Here is an 18,193-nt window from a genome sequence, read left to right on the forward strand (position 1 = left end):
AAACACCTCAAAGAACAAAGTAGCTCTTTGAGGTGTTTTCTTTAAACTCACATTATCAAGATTAAATCACTCTATCGTAGTCGTTTGATTTAGGCAGAGAAGCTGCTTTTTTCATAAGCACTTCCCATAAGTGTACGGATGTCTTCCATTCGGCTGCGGCCTGTTCCTTTTGATACATAGCGTTCTCATAACTGAAAGTAAGTTGTTGCATATCGGCCGAATTGTAAAGTGTATCGATGTGGAGAGCGTATTCTCGGAATGTTTGACTTTCACCCCGTGGTATGCCGATTCTCGCAAATTGTTTTAAAAGTGCACCGTAAGCTTTTTGATAAACAGCATCATCTTTTCGGTATTTATAGAAAAGAATAATAAAAAATGTAATCCATTTCATTCTAGTGGTGAAGAGAATGTATCCGATGATACTAATCGGCATCGTAGAGAGGAATACGTACCACCAAGAAAACCCATTTTTAGAATTTGTGATCTTTTTAGTAGAGGCTTCTTGTGTATTTTCTATTAAATTTTTGAGCTTTGCTTCATTGTTCCGTTGGTGTATTGGCTCGTTATTAGAATTATTTACTTGGTTATTTTGTGAAGTAGAAGCAGGAGTATTATTTGTGAAATTATAGGGATTGGTAAATCCTTTTGTTGGTTCGAATGGAATCCATCCGTATCCTGGGAAATATACTTCGACCCAAGAGTGTGCGTTATTGTTTTCGATTTTATAAACATTCTCACCTTCTGTACTAGCAAGTGTATTCTCAAGAGTTCCTTCTGTATAGCCTTTTACCCATCGAGCGGGAATCCCGGCAGAACGAAGTAAGACGATCATAGAAGTCGAAAAATTATTACAGTATCCGCTTTTTGTATCGAAAAGGAATTGATCTACATAATCTTGGTTTTTGGCAGGAAATAAGACATTCATTGTTTCGTATACAAAAGAGTTGTCTGTGAAGTAATTTTCAATAGCTAATACTTTATCATATCGGTTGCCTTTATCATTTGTAAGATTAACAGCCAAGTCTTTTACTCGCTGCGGTAATGATTCGGGAAGTTGTGTGTACTTTGTCATGAAATAAGGACTTGTTTCATGACCTTCATTCGTTTTTACAGATTTCAAATTTTCTATGGAAAACTCCGGAATCTCATATGTTACTTTATACGAGTTTAAAGTAGTAGAAGAGTCTCCGTGCATCGTATAGATTTTTTCTGAAAATGGGTCAACGCTGTATGATACATCAGAAGAAGCCTCAACTGATACTAATCCTGCTGGATAGGTAAGGTGAGGATAACTTTTTTGCATGGTGATTGTTGCTTCGGTTGTCTCCGTTTTTGTATTTTGTTCGTACCAACTCACGACGTCGTTTTTATTTTTAAAAGAAACCTTTTTCGGGTTTTCAGAAACCTCCCAGCCTTTTCCTGTATAAAAATCTTTTGTTTCTACTCTCCAATATTGTTTGTTTTGCGTTTGTGCTGTAAAAATAATTGTATTATCCGGCTTAAAAGGACCGCCTAATTGCGAGTCATCTAGACCATATCCAATTTTAGAAACTTCTTGTTCTTTACTTGCTTCAGATGTGTTGAATTTTAAAAAATCCATTGGGTTTGGCCATTGAGGGCCAAATTTTGGAGCAAAGTATGCGATGGTTGCTGACAATACAATAAATATTGTAAGAGGTCTAAGTAATTTTGAGATTTCTCTAGCATAATTTTGTAAGTGTTCCATCTCTTTTATTCGTTCTATTTGAAGAAGACTAAGTATAAAAAAGCCGATGACAACAGTACGAATAATAGCGTAGTTTTCATTGTATAAATGTAAGTTATGAAAAGTTATGATATAAATAATAGTCAATATAAGAAATAACAACCCGCGTTTTTTATGAATCATCCAAAAAGAGATGAAAGAACTCAAAAACCAAAATGATAAAAAAAATAAAAGGGTTGGAAAAACTGGAGAAATATCTAGCAAATTCCCTTGAAATAACAGGGAGGAATTTCGAGAAATATCAGAAAAAAATTTCGTTAGCCAAGATGGATTTATAAAAGCATTTTTATAATGCAGGAAATGAATGATGAATAAGATCGTGACGATCTTTATTGGAATCTGCCACCTTGTTTGAAAAAAAGAGAGAGTGAAGCAAATTCCTATAAATATTACAAAAATATCTAATCTACCTACGTTTGTAATACCTATAAGGGGTCTTAGCCATTCTAGTAAAAGTAGAAGTGCACATACATGCATGAAGAATCTGCTCATATCCCATTTGTATTTTGTTCGTAATGTTATCATTTGCTCACCTCAAAAAACACGTTTGTATACCGGTTCCCATAAACCACATTTACAAATATTTTTCGTTTTTGTAGAGTTTCTAGAATACTTAGTTCTCGATGTGAGAGTTGATTTGCTTTTTCTTTCACGACAAACACCATTAATTTTCTGTTTTTTATAGCAGCAAAGTTAGCCGCCTTTTGAATATCGGGAGAAAGATCGCTTGTCACGAGTATAATCGTTACGGGCTCATAAATTTTTCTTAATTCCATTTCTACACTCCGGGAGAGCGGGAATACACTGTCTGCTTGTACTTTTGCTAAATGAAAAAAGATTTGTTGCAACTGAGTATCTCCATTGTTTAAAGGGAAAATAGTTTGTTCTTTTCCGACAGACACGAATGATGCTGGTGAATTTTGCTTCAAGACAGCCCTCACAATAGAGGCAGTAAACGTTACGACTGATTCGAATAGAGGGGACTCAGTTCTGTCCATAAATATCATAATATTATGGCTGCGCTGTTGTTCAAACTCTTTCGTCATAATATTGTTTGTTCGGGCAGTTGCTTTCCAATCAATCCATGAAAAGCGGTCACCAGGTTTATAGTCTCTGACACCGACAGAGATTGTAGAGTCTTTTGCTAAATTTATATTTGCTGAAAGTGCCCCTTGTTCGAAATGATTTTCCAATTGTCGATATGTTATATCTACATACTGGGGATAGACTAAAAATGTATCTGGAACTGAAAAAGTTACTTCTTTCTCCATCATACCGAATAGATCACCAGTTTTGACACGTACGCTTGAAAAAGTGTGCTCTCCTCTAGGGATTGTGTCAATAACATATTGAAACGAAATATTCCGTTTGAATCCTGGAAAGAGTATTACCTTATTCACCTTCGTTTGTATACAACTTGTAAATTGTGATGGTAGTTCATCTTCTATAACTAAATAAAGTAAGGGAAAAGGAAATTTTCTTTTTATTGTAATAGTGCTTAAAAGTTGTTCTCCGGCTACATATTCGTTTTTGTTTGTTATTCGTTTTACTTCAGCGTCTCGTAAAGCGTAGAAGGGAAATAGTAGTGAATAAAGACCAATAGGAATCGTACTGTAAAACAAAAACCAACTTACAAATCCTCCTTGAAGCATAGCGTACACAAATGTTAAGACTAGGCATAAAGGTATTAGCAATAACTTCGTAACGTGATATAGCGCCCGTAGTAGTCGTTTCATCAAAGGTTTTTCGTCCTTTGAGTCGGCACGGTAGTTCGTGCAACGATTTTGGCGATAACTTGTTCTCCTGTTATTCCTTCAAATCTTGCTTCCATTTTTAGAATGAGTCTGTGAGCTAAAACGTAAGGAGCTAAAAATTTAACATCGTCTGGAATAACATAATTTCTGCCATGGATGAATGCATAAGCTTGTGAAGCTTTCATTAAAGCGATTGAGCCGCGTGGACTTGCACCTAGCTGTATAGAACTATAAGAACGCGTCTGAGTAACAAGTTTTACAATGTAATGCTTGATTGCTTTGTCCATGCTTACTTCCCGTACGCTTTGTTGTAAATAAAGTAATTCTTTTATTGTAGTAATAGCTTGTAAATGAGAGAGTGGATTTGTTTTTTCCATCCGGTTTAAAATTTCAAATTCTTCTTCTGGTGTAGGATATCCCATTCTTAGCTTCAACAAGAAACGATCGAGCTGAGCTTCTGGTAAAGGATATGTTCCCTCATATTCGACCGGATTTTGTGTAGCCATTACAAAGAAAGGTTTTGGTAACGATCTTGTAATGCCATCTATTGTGATAGTGCCTTCTTCCATACTTTCAAGTAAGGCAGATTGTGTCTTTGGAGATGTACGATTAATTTCATCAGCAAGTACAAAATTCCCCATAATCGGTCCAGGCTTGAACTCAAATTGGAGTTCTTTTGGATTATAAATAGAAACACCTGTTACATCAGACGGCAGTAAATCAGGTGTGAATTGAATACGCTTGTAATCAGCATCAATTGATTTAGAAAGAGCACGTACTAGCATTGTTTTCCCAACGCCAGGAACATCTTCTAATAGTACATGACCTTCAGCTAAGAGAGCTGTCAAAGCTAAGAGCGTTTCTTGTCGTTTTCCGACCATTAATTTTTCAATATTGGTGATTATTTTTTCTACTATGGGATGTAATGAATCAAGCTGGGGCATCGTAATCCTCCTAATTTTATTATCTTTTCTAATTCATTTTTATGTTAAAGAAAAGGAGTTCCTTCATTTTAATGCAGTATAATAGTAATCTAAGAGGTAAGTAGGAATGGTTTATATAAGTTCATATTGAGAACTTATATAAATAGGAAAAACTTAAATGTTAAAAAATCATGGTGATATACTTTATAATTTCTATGTCCCCAAAGGGAATCCTACTCGTAATTTTATGAATATTCAGATTATATATACGGATAACATCTAGTATAATTGTTTCCGTAATTAAGGGCAATACAGTAAATAATGATTTGTAGTTTTATCCCTCTATTTGCGGGCTCATTAAAGTTTCACTTTATATAAAATATGTCTTGATAATAGTATCGTTGCAGAAAAGTAAATTCCTTATAGCATTATTGAAGTAGTATCAAAACTCTTTTTAATATATTTATATAAAAACGTAGGAATTTCTCCTGCGTTTTTTCTTATGCAAAAAAAGGTGAATCCTCCAAATACTATTCTCCTAATAAGCCCACCGCTGACCGAAATCTTCACAACAAAACAAAGTAATCTTTACTTATAAATGTTTCCCCTTAAACCGATTTCCAAATGAATTTATGACAATCTCTTGAACTGTGCGAAATGTCACATCTGTATTTTACAACCTCTTTTATAGTAAGGGTATGTAAGAGAGACGTACTAAGGGAGTGAACAGTATGAAGAAGAAACCTTCAGCACTAATGAGACGTTTAAAATATTTTTCACCAATAGATCGTTATAACGATAATCATACACAAGAAACATATGAAGATCGTGAATGGGAAAATGTGTACAGAAAGCGTTGGCAGCATGATAAAGTAATCCGTTCTACACACGGTGTGAACTGTACTGGTTCTTGTAGCTGGAACATTTATGTGAAAGATGGAATTGTAACATGGGAGGGTCAAGAGCTTAACTATCCAACAACAGGTCCTGATATGCCTGATTTTGAACCACGAGGATGTCCGCGTGGAGCGAGTTTTTCTTGGTACATTTACAGTCCGCTTCGTGTGAAATATCCGTATGTACGTGGTGTTCTATGGAGTATGTGGCAAGAGGAACTACAAAATAACGAGTCACCACTAGACGCTTGGAAAAGCATTGTGGAAAACCCTGAAAAAGCACGTACGTATAAGCAGGCGCGTGGTAAAGGGGGATTCATTCGTGCGAATTGGGATGAAGTATTACAACTCGTTTCTGCTTCATTACTATACACAGTAATTAAATACGGTCCAGACCGAAATGTTGGTTTTTCACCAATTCCAGCAATGTCGATGTTAAGTCATGCAGCTGGTAGCCGCTTTATGCAACTTATGGGTGGACCAATGCTTAGTTTCTATGATTGGTACGCAGATTTACCACCAGCTTCTCCGCAAATTTGGGGTGATCAAACTGATGTACCAGAAAGTAGTGACTGGTATAACTCTGGTTACATTATGACATGGGGTTCAAATGTACCGATGACGAGAACACCAGATGCTCACTTTTTAGCAGAGGTTCGATATAAAGGAACGAAAGTCGTTTCTGTAAGTCCTGACTTTGCCGAGTCTACAAAGTTTGCTGATGATTGGATTAGTGTGAAACAAGGTACAGATGGTGCACTTGCGATGGCAATGGGGCATGTAATCTTACAAGAATTTTACGTAGATAATCAAGTGGAATACTTCACAAAGTATGCGAAGCAATATACTGATTTTCCTTTCTTTGTCACATTGAAAGAAAAAGGAGATCAATTCGTTGCTGATCGTTTCTTAAATGCTTCTGATATTGGACGCGAAACGAAGTTAGGGGAATGGAAACCTGTACTTTGGAACGAGAATACGAATGATTTTGCAACACCTCACGGCACAATGGGATCACGTTGGGATAACGAGAAGAAATGGAACTTGCGTTTAGAAGATGAACAGACAGGTGAAACAATTGATCCACGTCTTTCTTTACTTGGAATGGAAGATAGTGTTGAAACAGTGCAAATTCCATACTTCTCTGATGATGGAAATACAATATTAGAACGCACAATTCCAGTGAAAAAAGTTATGATAGAAGAAGGCGAAGTGTTCGTTACAACTGTATATGACTTAACGTTAGCAAATTACGGTGTGAACCGAGGTCTTGGCGGGCAAGAACCGAAAGATTTCAATGATGATGTACCGTTTACACCTGCATGGCAAGAGAAAATGACTGGAGTAAAACGAGAGCTTATTATTCAAATTGCTCGTGAGTTCGCGCAAAATGCAGTTGATACGAATGGCCGCTCGATGATTATTATGGGAGCTGGTATTAACCATTGGTTTAACTCTGATACGATTTATCGCGCAGTTTTAAATCTTGTTCTTCTCGTTGGGGCACAAGGTGTAAACGGCGGCGGTTGGGCACATTATGTTGGTCAAGAAAAATTACGACCAGCAGAAGGATGGCAAACAATCGCGATGGCGAAAGATTGGCAAGGGCCACCGAAATTACAAAACGGTACATCTTTCTTCTATTTCGTAACAGATCAATGGCGTTATGAAGATACACCTGTTGGACATTTAGCATCACCAGTTGAGGGCAACTCTCGTTATCAACATCACGGTGATTACAACGTATTAGCTGCACGACTTGGCTGGTTGCCTTCTTATCCAACATTCGAGAAGAATGGAATTGAATTATATAAAGAAGCTGTTGCTGCTGGTGCAACAACACAAGAAGAAATCGGAAAATACGTTGCACAAAAACTAAAAGAAAAAGAACTGAAATTTGCGATTGAAGACCCAGATAATAAAAACAACTTCCCGCGTAACTTATTCGTATGGCGTGCAAACTTAATTTCAAGTTCCGGTAAAGGACACGAATATTTCTTAAAACATTTATTAGGTACAACAAACGGATTAATGAATGACGATAGTGACTCATTAAGACCAGAAGAAATTAAGTGGCATGAAGATGCACCTGAAGGGAAGTTAGATTTACTCATTAATTTAGATTTCCGTATGGCTGGAACGGCGCTTTATTCTGATATCGTCTTACCTGCTTCAACTTGGTATGAAAAGCATGATTTAAGCAGTACGGATATGCATCCATTTGTGCATCCATTTAATCCAGCAATCGGTTCACCGTGGGAAGCACGCTCTGACTGGGATATTTTCACCTCTCTTTCTAAAGCTGTGTCAGATTTAGCGAAGAAAATCGATCTTGAACCAATGAAAGAAGTCGTTGCAACACCACTTCTTCACGATACACCGCAAGAATTAGCGCAACCACTTGGCAAGATTAAAGACTGGAGCAAAGGTGAGTGTGAACCAATCCCAGGTAAAACAATGCCGCAAATTCATGTTGTCGAAAGGGATTATAAAACGATTTATGACAAGATGACAGCGCTTGGACCAAATACCGAAAAACAACCGATTGGTACGAAAGGGATTTCTTGGTCGGCAGAAAAAGAATATGAGCAATTAAAGAGTCGATTAGGAGTTGTTCGAACGGATTCTATTGCGAAGGGGTGCCCAGACATAAAAGAAGCAATTAATGCTGCTGAGGCGGTATTAACACTTTCTTCTACAACAAACGGTCATATGGCGGTAAAAGCATGGGAAGCGCTTGAAAAACAAACCGATTTAAAACTACGTGACTTAGCAGAAGAACGTGAAGAAGAATGCTTCACATTTGAACAAATTACAGCGCAGCCTAAAACAGTAATTACTTCTCCGGCCTTTACGGGTTCTGAAAAAGGTGGACGCCGTTACTCACCATTTACAACAAATGTTGAACGTCTCATCCCTTGGAGAACGATAACTGGTCGACAATCTTTCTACTTAGATCATGACATGATGAAAGAATTCGGTGAAACGATGGCAACATTTAAACCAATACTGCAACATAAACCGTTCCGTAAATCACGACCTGAAGTAGAAGGGAAAGAAATTACACTAAACTATTTAACACCGCATAATAAGTGGTCGATTCATAGTATGTACTTCGATTCATTACCGATGTTAACGTTGTTTAGAGGTGGTCCAACTGTTTGGATGAACAAAGATGACGCGAATGAAGCTGGTGTTGCTGATAACGATTGGATTGAATGCTTTAACCGTAACGGAGTTGTCGTAGCGCGTGCTGTTGTAACGCACCGTATACCGAGAGGAATGGCATTTATGCACCATGCGCAAGATCGTCACATTAACGTGCCTGGTACGAAATTAACAAGCACCCGCGGGGGAACGCATAATAGTCCAACCCGTATTCATGTTAAACCAACACATATGATTGGTGGATATGGCCAATTAAGCTATGGATTTAACTACTATGGTCCGACGGGGAACCAGCGTGACTTAAATGTCGTAATCCGTAAACTGAAGGAGGTAGATTGGCTTGAAGATTAAAGCACAAGTCGGAATGGTAATGAACCTAGATAAATGCATCGGCTGCCATACTTGTAGCGTAACATGCAAAAACACCTGGACAAATCGTCCAGGTGCTGAATATATGTACTTCAATAACGTAGAAACGAAACCTGGAATTGGTTATCCGAAACAATGGGAAGATCAAGAGAAATATAAAGGCGGCTGGGAATTGAAAAATGGTGAAATTCAGCTGAAATCCGGTTCGAAAATGAAACGCCTTATGAATATTTTCCACAACCCAGATCAACCAACAATCGATGATTACTTTGAACCTTGGAACTATGATTATGAAACATTAACAAATAGCCCGCAGCGTAAGCATCAACCAGTTGCTCGTCCGAAATCAGCAATTACAGGCGAATTTATCGACAAAATTGAATGGGGTCCAAACTGGGAAGATGATTTAGCTGGTGGACATATAACAGGATTGCAAGATCCGAACGTAAAGAAAATGGAAGAAGAGATTAAAACAGATTTTGAAAATGTCTTTATGATGTATTTACCACGCATATGCGAACATTGTATGAATCCATCTTGCGTTTCTTCTTGTCCATCGGGTGCGATGTATAAACGTGAAGAAGATGGGATTGTTCTTGTGGATCAAAATGCATGTCGTGCATGGAGATTTTGTGTATCGTCTTGTCCGTATAAAAAAGTATATTTTAACTGGCAAACAAATAAAGCTGAAAAATGTACAATGTGTTTCCCTCGTATTGAAGCTGGTATGCCAACAATTTGTTCGGAAACTTGTGTAGGACGTATTCGATATATTGGGGTAATACTATATGACGCTGACAAAGTGAAAGAAGCAGCTTCTGTTGAAGATGAAAAAGATTTATATGAATCTCAGCTTACTGTTTTCCTAGATCCAAATGATCCAGAAGTAGCAGCTGAAGCGAAAAAACAAGGCATTCCTGAAGAGTGGATTAAAGCAGCACAAGAGTCACCAATCTATAAAATGATTATCGATTGGAAAATTGCTCTGCCTCTTCATCCAGAGTACCGTACAATGCCAATGGTTTGGTATATCCCACCCCTTAGCCCAATTATGAATATGGTGGAAGGGAAAGGTAGTAACTGGCAAGCAGAAGAGATTTTCCCTGCTATCGATAATATGCGTATCCCAATTCAATATTTAGCGAATCTACTCACTGCAGGGGATGAATCACATATTCGTCTTACATTGAAAAAAATGGCTGTTATGCGAACGCATATGAGAGCGTTGCAAATTAATAAAGAACCAAATGAAGCAGTATTAAAAGAAATTGGTTTAACGAAACAGGATGTAGAAGATATGTATCGTCTTCTTGCTATTGCGAAATATAAAGATCGCTTTGTTATCCCGACGTCTCACCGCGAACAAGTTGCAGATTTATATAGCGAGCAAGGAAGTTGTGGTTTATCTTTCGCAGGTGGGCCAGGCTCTTGTACGACAATTTCTTAAAAAAAGGGGGTAGAAAACTATGAAACAAAGTTTACAAACAGCTTTTTCTTGTTCTTCTTTTCTTCTCTCCTATCCTGAACTAGGTTGGAGGGAAGCTTTACTAGAATTACAGGAAGAGATTCAAGAAATTGAACAGGAAGAAATCAGAGCATCACTTACAACATTTATAAAAGAAGCGCTAAATAAAACAGACAATCAACTTATTGATTCTTACGTCTATACATTCGACTTTGGAAAGAAGACAAATATGTATCTTACCTACATGAAAACGGGTGAACAAAGAGAGCGTGGAATTGAATTATTAGAGTTAAAACAGCATTATCAAAAATCTGGTTTTGAAGTAACAGATAAAGAACTACCTGATTATTTACCGCTTCTACTTGAGTTTCTTGCAAACGCGAATGAAAAAGATAGCGAACCAATTATGAGTAAATACACGGAAAATATACAAGCGTTGCACGGGCAATTAAAAGAAGCAAACTGTATGTATGAACCAATTCTCGCCGCTGTTCTACTCGCTATCAATACATGGGGTGTACAGGCAAATTAGAAAGGAGAGTTGTCAAAATGATGGATCAATTTCTATGGGTATTGTTTCCCTATATCATTTTTGCAATCTTTATCGGTGGACATATTTTCAGATACAACTATGATCAATTTGGATGGACGTCAAAATCTAGTGAACTATTAGAAAAGAAAATGCTCCGAATCGGAAGTCTATTATTCCACTTTGGGATCATGTTCGTCATTGGTGGTCATGTTATGGGGATTTTAATTCCAGAGTCTGTATACCGTTCAATAGGTATTTCTGAGCATATGTATCATGTAGTAGCAATTAGTTTCGGGCTTCCGGCAGGTGTTGCTTCTATCATCGGTTTAATTATATTAACGTACCGCCGTGTAACAGTAAAACGCATCATTGCAACGAGCACAAAGGGAGATTATATTGCGCTTATTTTATTACTTATCGTAATGCTAGCAGGACTTTCCTCAACGTTTTTAAACATCGACTCAAAAGGGTTTGATTATCGTACAACGATCGGTCCGTGGTTCCGAAGCCTCTTCATTTTCCAACCGAAAGTTGAATATATGATGGAAGTACCTGTATGGTTTAAAATTCATATTCTTGCAGGAATGGGGCTTTTCGCAGTATGGCCATTTACTAGACTGGTACATGTATTTAGTGCCCCAATTAAATATATAAGCCGTAGTTATGTAATTTACAGAAGACGTATTCCAAATGAATTGAAAAAATGATTTAGTTTTATATGTTTAGTAATTTATAAGGAAAGCCGAGATCTAATTGGAGACCTCGGCTTTCCTTATAGGTATAAGTATCTAAATAAGATGCTAATCAATACTACAAACAGAGGCAGAGCAATCTTCACAAGCAATTGCACATTTTAAAAATTGTAAATCGTGAATTGTAATCTTTCCTTTATGAATAGAAATTGTACCTTGCTTTTTTAATTCATTTAACATTCGATTTACGCTTTCACGTGAAGTTGCACAGAAATTAGCAAGTTCTTGATTCGTTAAAGGTAAATCGATGAGAATACCATTTTCTTTTAACACACCATAACTATTTGTCATTCGAATGAGAGTAGAATACAAGGCACCTTTTTTGCCATGCAATACTAAATCTCGGAACTTCGTTTGCATTCTTCTTAAATGTTCACTAATCCATTTCATAAATTCAAATACAAGTGCGGGCTTTTGGAGTAATTCTCTTTCTAACGCTTCACGCTTTATAACGCCTACTTCAACATCTTCAAGGCATTTTGAATTTAATAAATACTTCGCATCGTCCGTGAACAATGTTAATTCTCCAATAATGTCATATGCCGAACAAATACGGAGTGTCAACTCTTGCCCATCAGCATTTAGTTTACTAATTTGTACTTTTCCGGAGTGGATGATATAGAGTTCGGTTGCCTCCATACCTTCTTGAAAAATAAAACTTCCTTTTTTAATTTGCATTTTATATTCAACAGATGCAAGTAATTCCTTTAAATCTTGAGATAATTTCATACTGTTTGTCACAGCAATCACCTTTCTTCTTATAAGCAATACATTTCCTATTTTGAGTGTAAGTATGCTGAAAATGCAAGAGCTATTTCAAAATTGTTGTAAAATTTCAATGACCGTAAGGAGTAGGGACTGAAGATGTGAACAAAATGCGAACAGATTTGTGAAGAATTTTTGAATGGGGAAAGTAATGTGAGAAAAGTCACATTGAATATGTAGCTTCTTTTTTATAATGAAGGCAAATAAAAAATTTGAAAGCTTACTAATGATTGCAGTAGAAAAGAAGGGATATATATGCACGAGAAGATGAAAGATTCTTTAGAACGGCCACTTCAAGATTTACGTATTTCAGTTATTGACCGTTGTAATTTTAGGTGCACGTACTGTATGCCAGCTGAAGTGTTCGGACCTGATTATGCTTTTTTACAGGAAGAGTTTTTATTAACGTTCGATGAAATAGAAAGGTTAGCGAGATTATTTATAAGTATGGGTGTTAATAAAATTAGACTTACTGGCGGTGAACCTTTATTGCGTAAAGATTTACCGAAGTTAATTGCAAGGCTTGCAAAGCTAGAAGGCTTAAAGGATATTGGACTCACAACAAACGGTATTCATTTAGCAAAACAGGCAAGGGCATTAAAAGAAGCGGGATTAAAACGTGTAAACATTAGTTTAGATGCGATAGAAGATCATGTCTTCCGAAAAATTAATGGACGAAATGTAAGTACAAAACCTGTATTGAAAGGAATTGAAGTAGCAAAGGCAGCTGGATTAGAAGTAAAAGTAAATATGGTCGTAAAAAAAGGGATGAATGATAGTCAAATTCTTCTTATGGCTCGTTATTTTAAAGAACAAGAAATTCAGCTTCGTTTTATCGAATTTATGGATGTGGGCAGTACGAACGGATGGAACTTTGAAAAAGTTATTACGAAGGAACAATTAATAGAGAAAATTAATCGTGTATATCCGATTGAGCCTGTTAAACCTCGTTACTTTGGAGAAGTTGCGAAATTGTATCGATATGTAGGGAGCGATGCAGAAGTTGGATTTATTACTTCTGTTTCTGAATCTTTTTGTTCCTCTTGTACGAGAGCTCGTATTTCGGCAGACGGTAAGTTTTTTACGTGCTTATTTGGAACGAAAGGAACCGATTTGCGAACGCTTCTTCGAGAAAATATTTCTGATGCTTCATTATTAAAAATTCTCCAACATACATGGGAGTGCAGAACAGATCGGTATTCGGATGAAAGAACGGCTGAAAGTACAAATAAACGTCCAAAAGTTGAAATGTCTTATATCGGTGGATAGCGAAAGGAGGATTCCCTATGCAAGAGCGATATTCAAGGCAAGTATTGTTTTCTGGAATTGGTGAAATGGGACAAAGAAAAATAAGAAAAAAACATGTGCTCCTAATCGGTGCGGGTGCACTAGGAGCTGCAAATGCGGAAGCGCTCGTTAGGATGGGGATTGGGAAATTGACAATTGCTGATCGTGACTACGTCGAATGGAGTAATTTACAGCGGCAACAGTTATATACAGAAGAAGATGCACAGCAGTGTAAACCAAAAGCGATTGCAGCGGCAGAACATTTAAGAAAGATTAATTCTGAAGTCGAAATTGTACCAGTTGTAACGGATGTTACAATGCAAGAAATGGAAGAGTTAGTAAAAGAAGTGGATCTCATTTTAGATGCGACTGATAATTTCGATACGCGCCTACTTATAAATGACATGTCACAAAAAGAAAATATACCTTGGATATACGGTGGATGCATTGGAAGTTACGGTGTAACGTATACAATTTTCCCGGGGGAAACACCATGCTTTCGCTGCCTAATGGATCATCCTATGGGCGGTGCAACATGTGATACAGCAGGAATCATTCAGCCGGCTGTACAAATGGTCGTTGCTCACCAAGTGACAGAAGCGATGAAAATATTGGTGAATGATTTTCAGGTGCTAAGGGGAACGATGTTATCATTTGATATTTGGAACAATCAATATCTCTCATTAAAAGTAAATAGGCAGAAGAAAAGTACATGTCCATCTTGTGGAAATGTACGCACGTATCCAAGTTTAACATTTGGATCACAGATGAAAACTGAAGTGCTATGCGGGCGGAATACAGTTCAAATCCGTCCAGGGATAAAGCGAGTTCTTAATTTAGAAGAAGTTCGAAATCGCTTACAAAAAAGCGTGAGTGTCAAAAAAAATCCATATTTACTATCGTTTCTAGTAGATGAATATCGTTTTGTTTTATTTACAGACGGTAGGGCATTTATTCATGGGACAAATGATATGAAAATGGCAAAACGATTATACGCAAAATATATAGGATGAACAGAAAGAGAGTTTATCCTTATCAAAACGAGGTGATAAAAGAATGCTAGAAAAACGTAAACCAATTCCAGTAGCAGAAGCAGTTGCACGCATAATGGAGTATGCTCATCAAGGTGAAATAGAAAAGGTTTCTCTTATAGACAGCTACGGTAGAACGCTTGGAGAAGATGTTATTGCAGATCATGATGTCCCGCATTTTGATCGCTCTCCATACGACGGGTTTGCAATTCGAGCGGAAGATACAAAAGAAGCAAGTAGCAGTAACCCTATTCAGTTTGAAGTGATTGGTGAAATTGGAGCAGGTTTTGTTTTTACAGAAGAAGTGAAAACATTTCAAGCTGTCCGTATTATGACAGGAGCCGCAATTCCAGAGGGGTGTAATGCTGTTGTTATGTTAGAGCTAACGGAAGGATTTGAAGAAAACGAAAAGACGTATATGACATTAAAACGCTCTTTCGCTGCTGGTGATAACATTTCTTTTAAAGGAGAAGATGTAAAACAAAATGCCATACTTGTGAAAAAAGGGACTTCTATTAACCCTGGAGTAGCGGCGCTTCTTGCTACGTTTGGTTATAGTTCCGTACATGTTGTAAAACAGCCGGTTATTGGAATTGTAGCGACAGGAAGTGAACTTTTAGAAGTACATGAACAGCTTAAACCGGGGAAGATTCGAAATAGTAATTCCTATATGATTGCTGCTCAAATTGAGCGAGCAGGTGGAATTGTACGCTATTATGGACAATTTGCTGACGATTTAGAGACGTGTTATGAGACCGTAAAAAGAGCAATAAAAGAAGTCGATATTTTAATTACAACTGGTGGCGTTTCGGTAGGAGACTATGACTATTTACCTGCTATTTATGAGAGATTACGAGCTAATGTACTTTTCAACAAAATAGCGATGCGACCAGGAAGTGTGACAACTGTAGCTGAGCTAGAAGGAAAACTATTATTTGGTCTATCTGGTAATCCTTCAGCTTGTTATGTCGGATGTGAATTATATGTTCGGCCAGTCATTGGAACATATTTGCATAGAAAAGATCCGCACGTATATCGAGCAGAAGCAATTTTACAGAAAGACTTTCCAAAAGCAAACCCATTTACTCGTTTTGTAAGAGGGAGAGTGGAAATTGTAGATGGCCAATTGCAAGCAACACCAGTTGGTTTAGATAAATCTAGTGCAATTTCTTCACTTGCAGAGGCGAATGCATTTATCGTCCTGCCGGGAGGAACGAGAGGATTTGAAGCAGGAATAATTGTTTCGGTATTATTATTGGAATCGAACATAGGAAGTGAGTGGCCGTGGAAAGAACCACTTCGATCATACAAGTAATAGAAAAATAGATTGCTAACTTATACAAAGATAAGAGGTGCAAGATGACACATGCGTATTATGAAGTAATTAATACACCTATTTCAATTGAAGATGTTACAAGGAAAGTAATTCGTCGTGAGTGTGGTGCTGTTACTACTTTTATTGGTACTATCAGAGAATTTACGAAAGGACGTCGTACACTATATTTAGAGTATGTAGCTTATAAGACGATGGCGGAAAAACAACTGGAGAAGATTGGGACCGAAGTAGAAGAGAAGTGGCCTGGGACATATGTAGCAATTACACATCGCATTGGTACATTGGAAATTTCTGATTTTGCTGTTGTTGTCGCCGTTTCAACACCACACCGGAAAGCAGCCTATGAGGCGAACGAATATATTATGGAGCGTATAAAACAAATTGTTCCGATTTGGAAGAAAGAGTTTTGGGAAGATGGTGAGTCATGGATAGGTGATCAGTTAGAGAAAATAGCATATGCAAATGGTGAGCCTGAAAGGGAGATGAGAACATGATTGAAGTACTATTATTTGCACATTTGCAAGAAGAAGCAAGCAAACCTGCCTTGCACATAGATTGTGAAAATATTACGGTTACTGAACTAAAGGAATTTCTGGTTAAGGAATATAACGTAGCAATTTCAAACGAGGTTATGGTCGCCATAAATGAAGAGTATGCAAATGAAGATGACAACATTCAAACTGGCGATGTAGTAGCAATGATTCCGCCAGTAAGTGGTGGTTGATTCTTTTCAGCCTAATCATGTTAGGACGTGATTAGGCTGGAGAGAATGAATATAACTATGCATACATAGGAGGGAACAGGATGAAAAGTCCTAATTTTCAATTAAGTTTACAAACTTCTAATCTAGTTATCGGTTTTATGGTATGGGTTATCTTATCATCATTAATGCCATATATTAAAGCGGATATTCCATTAACTGCGGGACAAATTTCTATGGTCACAGCAGTACCGGTTATTTTAGGTTCTATTCTTCGCATTCCAATTGGTTATTGGACAAATCGTTACGGAGCAAGAAAATTGTTCTTTATTAGTTTTATACTTTTATTATTCCCTGTCTTTTACATTAGTGTTGCCAATTCTATGATGGATTTAATTATTGGTGGGTTATTTGTAGGGATTGGTGGTGCTGTATTCTCTGTAGGAGTAACTTCTCTACCGAAATACTTCCCGAAAGAGAGTCACGGTTTTGTAAATGGTATTTACGGTGTGGGTAACGCTGGAACAGCAATTACTTCATTTTTAGCACCTGTAATTGCGACATCAGTTGGCTGGAGAACAACAGTACAGTGTTATTTAGTTTTACTTGCAGCATTTGCACTTATGAACTTTTTATTAGGCGATCGTAAGGAAAAAAAGGTGAATACACCATTAATGGAACAAATAAAAGGTGTATATAAAAATGAAAAACTTTGGTTTCTATGTATCTTTTACTTTTTAACATTTGGATCATTTGTTGCATTTACAGTATATTTACCAAACTTTTTAGTATCTCACTTCGGATTAGAGAAAGTAGATGCAGGCATGCGGACAGCTGGATTCATCGTATTAGCAACAATGATGCGCCCGATTGGTGGTTGGCTCGGTGATAAATTTAATCCATTTAAAATATTAATCTTCGTATTTATCGGCTTAACACTATCTGGTATTGTTTTATCATTCATGCCCAGTATGAACGTGTATACATTTGGTTGCTTACTAGTTGCATTCTGTGCAGGTATTGGAAATGGAACAATCTTTAAGCTTGTTCCAATGTACTTCTCTGAGCAAGCAGGGATTGTAAATGGGGTTGTGTCAGCTTTAGGTGGATTAGGAGGGTTCTTCCCACCATTAATTTTAACGTTACTATTCCAACTAACAGGTCATTATGCAATTGGATTTATGGCGTTATCAGAAGTCGCTCTTGCTTGTTTAATCATTACAGTATGGATGTATAGCCAAGAGAAGCTGTTAGTGATGTTAAAGAATCATTAATAAAGAAAAAGAACCCTCCTAAAGTAATTGAACTGTACCCCGAATCATGGACACTTAAAAAAAGCCCCATGATTCGGGGTTTTTGTGTATTTTTATCAAAAAACCTCGTTATAATGGAACCAACGATAGAAATGAGGTACGGAGAATGGGTAAAATTATTTTTAACGAAATTCAAA

At 37.1% G+C, this 18,193-nt stretch carries 14 protein-coding genes; 10 read left to right on the plus strand and 4 right to left on the minus strand.

The window, feature by feature from the left end:
- Positions 1-61 precede the first annotated feature (61 nt).
- Genes AC1DKZ_RS13595 through AC1DKZ_RS13605 form a run of 3 tightly spaced genes read right to left on the minus strand, consistent with a single transcriptional unit; the run spans position 62 to position 4,463 of the window.
- Positions 62-2,290, minus strand: coding sequence for a transglutaminase TgpA family protein (locus AC1DKZ_RS13595; protein ID WP_476996428.1), 2,229 nt, complete (start codon positions 2,288-2,290; stop codon positions 62-64).
- Positions 2,287-3,501 (minus strand): DUF58 domain-containing protein, encoded by a 1,215-nt coding sequence (locus AC1DKZ_RS13600; RefSeq protein WP_476996438.1) that lies wholly within the window; start codon positions 3,499-3,501, stop codon positions 2,287-2,289. The genes AC1DKZ_RS13595 and AC1DKZ_RS13600 overlap by 4 nt, the downstream gene beginning before the upstream one ends.
- On the minus strand, positions 3,501-4,463 hold the full coding sequence (locus AC1DKZ_RS13605) for an AAA family ATPase (protein ID WP_113938586.1): 963 nt from the start codon (positions 4,461-4,463) through the stop codon (positions 3,501-3,503). Before AC1DKZ_RS13605 ends, AC1DKZ_RS13600 begins: the two co-directional genes overlap by 1 nt.
- 710 nt (positions 4,464-5,173) lie before the next feature.
- On the opposite strand from AC1DKZ_RS13605, the gene AC1DKZ_RS13610 reads away from it, so the two are divergent.
- Genes AC1DKZ_RS13610 through narI form a run of 4 tightly spaced genes read left to right on the plus strand, consistent with a single transcriptional unit; the run spans position 5,174 to position 11,579 of the window.
- Positions 5,174-8,857: a nitrate reductase subunit alpha gene (locus AC1DKZ_RS13610; protein ID WP_476996429.1), complete on the plus strand. Its 3,684-nt coding sequence runs from the start codon at positions 5,174-5,176 to the stop codon at positions 8,855-8,857.
- The gene (narH, locus tag AC1DKZ_RS13615; RefSeq protein WP_476996430.1) at positions 8,847-10,322 is read left to right on the plus strand and encodes a nitrate reductase subunit beta; all 1,476 of its coding nucleotides are present in this window, start codon (positions 8,847-8,849) and stop codon (positions 10,320-10,322) included. The genes AC1DKZ_RS13610 and narH overlap by 11 nt, the downstream gene beginning before the upstream one ends.
- Before the next feature lie 19 nt (positions 10,323-10,341).
- On the plus strand, positions 10,342-10,872 hold the full coding sequence (gene narJ / locus AC1DKZ_RS13620) for a nitrate reductase molybdenum cofactor assembly chaperone (protein WP_113938589.1): 531 nt from the start codon (positions 10,342-10,344) through the stop codon (positions 10,870-10,872).
- 17 nt (positions 10,873-10,889) lie between these two features.
- Positions 10,890-11,579, plus strand: a complete 690-nt coding sequence (gene narI, locus AC1DKZ_RS13625; RefSeq protein ID WP_417051620.1) for a respiratory nitrate reductase subunit gamma — start codon at positions 10,890-10,892, stop codon at positions 11,577-11,579.
- Positions 11,580-11,672: 93 nt separating this feature from the next.
- On the opposite strand, the gene AC1DKZ_RS13630 is transcribed toward narI, so the two are convergent.
- Positions 11,673-12,365 carry a Crp/Fnr family transcriptional regulator gene (locus AC1DKZ_RS13630; protein WP_476996431.1) on the minus strand — a complete coding sequence of 231 codons (693 nt, stop codon included), beginning with the start codon at positions 12,363-12,365 and terminating at the stop codon, positions 11,673-11,675.
- Between the two features lie 279 nt (positions 12,366-12,644).
- On the opposite strand from AC1DKZ_RS13630, the gene moaA reads away from it, so the two are divergent.
- The 6 genes from moaA (at position 12,645) to narK (ending at position 18,017) form a co-directional block, all read left to right on the plus strand.
- Positions 12,645-13,658, plus strand: a complete 1,014-nt coding sequence (gene moaA, locus AC1DKZ_RS13635) for a GTP 3',8-cyclase MoaA (RefSeq protein WP_476996432.1) — start codon at positions 12,645-12,647, stop codon at positions 13,656-13,658.
- A 17-nt stretch (positions 13,659-13,675) separates the two neighbouring features.
- Positions 13,676-14,689 carry a molybdopterin-synthase adenylyltransferase MoeB gene (locus tag AC1DKZ_RS13640; protein WP_431182126.1) on the plus strand — a complete coding sequence of 338 codons (1,014 nt, stop codon included), beginning with the start codon at positions 13,676-13,678 and terminating at the stop codon, positions 14,687-14,689.
- A 43-nt stretch (positions 14,690-14,732) separates the two neighbouring features.
- Positions 14,733-16,022: a molybdopterin molybdotransferase MoeA gene (locus AC1DKZ_RS13645; RefSeq protein ID WP_431182127.1), complete on the plus strand. Its 1,290-nt coding sequence runs from the start codon at positions 14,733-14,735 to the stop codon at positions 16,020-16,022.
- Positions 16,023-16,066: 44 nt separating this feature from the next.
- Positions 16,067-16,537 (plus strand): molybdenum cofactor biosynthesis protein MoaE, encoded by a 471-nt coding sequence (locus AC1DKZ_RS13650; RefSeq protein WP_476996433.1) that lies wholly within the window; start codon positions 16,067-16,069, stop codon positions 16,535-16,537.
- Positions 16,534-16,767 (plus strand): molybdopterin converting factor subunit 1, encoded by a 234-nt coding sequence (gene moaD / locus AC1DKZ_RS13655; RefSeq protein WP_476996434.1) that lies wholly within the window; start codon positions 16,534-16,536, stop codon positions 16,765-16,767. Before AC1DKZ_RS13650 ends, moaD begins: the two co-directional genes overlap by 4 nt.
- Before the next feature lie 80 nt (positions 16,768-16,847).
- Complete coding sequence (gene narK / locus AC1DKZ_RS13660; RefSeq protein WP_002031603.1) at positions 16,848-18,017, plus strand: nitrate transporter NarK; 1,170 nt, start codon at positions 16,848-16,850, stop codon at positions 18,015-18,017.
- The last annotated feature ends 176 nt before the right edge of the window (positions 18,018-18,193 follow it).

The organism is Bacillus sp. 05T21, assembly GCF_056396785.1.

Bases quoted from the DNA above. Each gene is read 5' to 3' on its own strand.
- AC1DKZ_RS13595 (WP_476996428.1), bottom strand. From the start codon at position 2,290: ATGATAACATTACGAACAAAATACAAATGGGATATGAGCAGATTCTTC.
- AC1DKZ_RS13600 (WP_476996438.1), bottom strand. From the start codon at position 3,501: ATGAAACGACTACTACGGGCGCTATATCACGTTACGAAGTTATTGCTA.
- AC1DKZ_RS13605 (WP_113938586.1), bottom strand. From the start codon at position 4,463: ATGCCCCAGCTTGATTCATTACATCCCATAGTAGAAAAAATAATCACC.
- AC1DKZ_RS13610 (WP_476996429.1), top strand. From the start codon at position 5,174: ATGAAGAAGAAACCTTCAGCACTAATGAGACGTTTAAAATATTTTTCA.
- narJ (WP_113938589.1), top strand. From the start codon at position 10,342: ATGAAACAAAGTTTACAAACAGCTTTTTCTTGTTCTTCTTTTCTTCTC.
- narI (WP_417051620.1), top strand. From the start codon at position 10,890: ATGATGGATCAATTTCTATGGGTATTGTTTCCCTATATCATTTTTGCA.
- moaA (WP_476996432.1), top strand. From the start codon at position 12,645: ATGCACGAGAAGATGAAAGATTCTTTAGAACGGCCACTTCAAGATTTA.
- AC1DKZ_RS13640 (WP_431182126.1), top strand. From the start codon at position 13,676: ATGCAAGAGCGATATTCAAGGCAAGTATTGTTTTCTGGAATTGGTGAA.
- AC1DKZ_RS13645 (WP_431182127.1), top strand. From the start codon at position 14,733: ATGCTAGAAAAACGTAAACCAATTCCAGTAGCAGAAGCAGTTGCACGC.
- AC1DKZ_RS13650 (WP_476996433.1), top strand. From the start codon at position 16,067: ATGACACATGCGTATTATGAAGTAATTAATACACCTATTTCAATTGAA.
- moaD (WP_476996434.1), top strand. From the start codon at position 16,534: ATGATTGAAGTACTATTATTTGCACATTTGCAAGAAGAAGCAAGCAAA.
- narK (WP_002031603.1), top strand. From the start codon at position 16,848: ATGAAAAGTCCTAATTTTCAATTAAGTTTACAAACTTCTAATCTAGTT.